This window comes from Lutibacter sp., assembly GCF_040883305.1.
Classification (GTDB): Bacteria; Bacteroidota; Bacteroidia; order Flavobacteriales; family Flavobacteriaceae; genus Lutibacter.
The window spans coordinates 1-2,694 of record NZ_JBFLKT010000164.1 but is presented as its reverse complement, the minus strand read 5'-3'; the positions used below and the strand labels follow the sequence as shown (position 1 = coordinate 2,694).

The 2,694-nt window shown below is 29.5% G+C and carries 2 protein-coding genes and 1 pseudogene; all 3 read left to right on the top strand.

The features are described from left to right. On the top strand, positions 1-634 hold a 634-nt coding region (locus AB1Z17_RS05305), incomplete at its 5' end, for a TIGR01212 family radical SAM protein (RefSeq protein WP_368050757.1). Positions 635-1,249: 615 nt separating this feature from the next. Next, on the top strand, positions 1,250-2,383 hold the full coding sequence (locus tag AB1Z17_RS05300) for a saccharopine dehydrogenase family protein (RefSeq protein WP_368050756.1): 1,134 nt from the start codon (positions 1,250-1,252) through the stop codon (positions 2,381-2,383). Between the two features lie 37 nt (positions 2,384-2,420). Next, positions 2,421-2,694: pseudogene (locus AB1Z17_RS05295) on the top strand (hypothetical protein); the annotation flags it as partial.

Genomic DNA, 2,694 nt, shown 5'->3' with positions numbered 1-2,694 from the left:
TTTTGAATCGCTCAAACAACTTTATTTAGAAGCTTTAAACGTTCCAGAAGTTGTTGGTCTTGTTATTGGAACGCGTCCAGATTGTATTTCAGAAGAAATTATTGATTTTTTAGATGAACTTTCAAAAACCTATTTTATTTCCTTAGAATTTGGTGTAGAAAGTACCAATGAAAAAACCTTGCTTTCGGTAAATCGTTGTCACACTTTTGAAGAAACCAAAGCAACTTTTAATCTTTGTAAAAACAAAGGATTTCACTTAGGAGCGCATATTATTTTAGGATTGCCAGGTGAAAATAAAGCAGCTTTAATGAACCACGCTTTTGAAATCTCAAAACTACCTATTTCAACTATAAAACTCCACCATTTGCAAATTGTAAAAGATTCGGTAATGGCAGTTCAATACAAACGAAATCCAGAGAATTTCAGCTTATTTACCTCTGAAAATTATATTAATTTTATTTCAGAATTTATTTCACATTTGCGTCCGGAAATTATTATTGAGCGTTTTATAAGCGAAGCTCCAAAAGAGTTATTAATTGCTCCAAAGTGGGGAGGGCTTAAAAACTTCGAAATTGTTGCTAAAATTGATAAATGTCTTCAAGATAAAAATCTATGGCAGGGTAAAAACTATTAAATTTTCGTTCTCTAAAAAGGTTGTAATTTTAGTAAACGGAATTTAAAAACTAAGTTTTGGATTATTGGTTATTATTCATTTTATTAGCATTGCTTGCTGAAATATTAGGTACAGTAGGCGGTTTTAGACTTCTTTATTTTTTGTGCCAATAGCTAGTTTTTTTTAGATTTTCATTCTGTTTTAGGAATTACATTATCTGTATTTAAGTTAAATATGGAAACATTTATGGAACATCAGCTATTATAGATTTAGGAATTGATTTTAGCAGAAGTATTGCTTATTATAAATGGCAATGTACACAAACACGATTTAGATTTAATTCCTATATTGCTTGTTTGTAGTATTTTATGGACTTTTATAGGTAAGAAAATATTGGAACATATTTCCGGAGAAAAGTTTAAATCGACTGTACTTATTTTAATTTTTATAACCGGAATAATTACGTTATCCAAATTAATACTGTTTTAGAAATGTATATTTTGTATGTTTAAGGTTATGTTATTTATCTACACAAAACAGTTATCTGAAATGCCTTGGGTTTTAATTCCAGGGTTGTAATTATAGTTGTATTTTAATCGTTATAACTTTCAATTTTTTAACTTTAAAACTAATTTTATGAGTACTATTATTGTATTAGGAGCCGGAATGGTTGGCAGCACAATGGCTATTGATATGGCCAAAAAATATTCGGTTACAATTACCGATTTCAATAAAAAAGCATTAGAAAAAGCTGTTTCTAAATGTAATAAATTAATACCAGTTCAGTTAGATGTTACTAACAAAGGGGAGCTGCAAAAAATAATAAAATCGTTTGATTTGGTGATTTGTGCTGTTCCTGGGTTTTTAGGTTTCGAAACTTTAAAATCTATTATTGAGGCGGGTAAAAACGTAATTGACATTTCCTTTTTTCCTGAAAATTGTTTTGACTTAAACCAACTAGCAAAACAAAATAATGTTACTGCTATTGTAGATTGTGGTGTTGCTCCAGGAATGGGAAATATTATTCTAGGTTATTATAATGAAAAACTAAAACTTACAGATTTTGAATGTTTGGTAGGTGGTTTGCCGAAAGTTAAAAAATGGCCTTTTTGCTATAAAGCACCTTTCTCTCCAATTGATGTTATAGAAGAATATACGCGTTCTGCACGTTATGTGGAAAACGGTGTAATGGTAACAAAAGAAGCCTTAACAGATTGTGAATATGTGGATTTTAGTGGCGTTGGAACCTTAGAATCTTTTAATTCTGACGGGTTGCGCTCTATAATTTTTACAATGCCTCATATAAAAAATATGAAGGAAAAAACTTTGCGTTATCCTGGTCATGTAGAATATGTAAAAGTGTTAAAGGAAAGTGGTTTTTTTAATGAAGAAAAAATCAATATTAACGGAAATGAGGTTTCTCCATTAGAATTTACTTCAAAAATATTATTTAATGAATGGAAATTAGGTGAAACTGAAGAAGAAATAACTGTAATGAGAATTACACTAAAAGGAACCAACTCAAATGGCGAACTAAAAACAATTGTTTACAATTTGCACGATGAATTTTGTGCTGAAACCAAGACTTCTTCAATGGCGAGAACTACAGGTTATACAGCAACAGCAGCGGCCAACATGTTTTTAGATGGATTATTTATTGAAAAAGGTGTATTTTCGCCAGAATTGGTAGGAAAACACGAAGCCTGTTTTAACTATATTTTAAAGTATTTAAAGGAAAGAAAAGTATTATATAACAAAGAAGAACAATAAATTAGTGCTAAAAATAATCTTAATAATTAAAAGAATAATGATAGGAGTTTTAGGAGTTATCCTTTTAATAATAATTATTGGGGCTGTGTTTGTAAATACAAGTCCACAATTTGGTGGAAAACCAAGCAAAGAAAGTTTAGTTAAAATAGAAAATTCTCCAAACTATAATGGAGATGGTGCATTTAAAAATCAAGAAATTACGTTACAAATGACTGGTTTTAAATGGATTACAATTCCAAAGTTTTTCACAAATGGAAATAATAAAGTCCCGAAAAATGAATTGCCTTCAGAAAAGTTAATGAAATCTTATT

Coding starts and splice junctions, on each gene's coding strand:
- AB1Z17_RS05300 (WP_368050756.1), top strand. CDS start 1,250: ATGAGTACTATTATTGTATTAGGAGCCGGAATGGTTGGCAGCACAATG.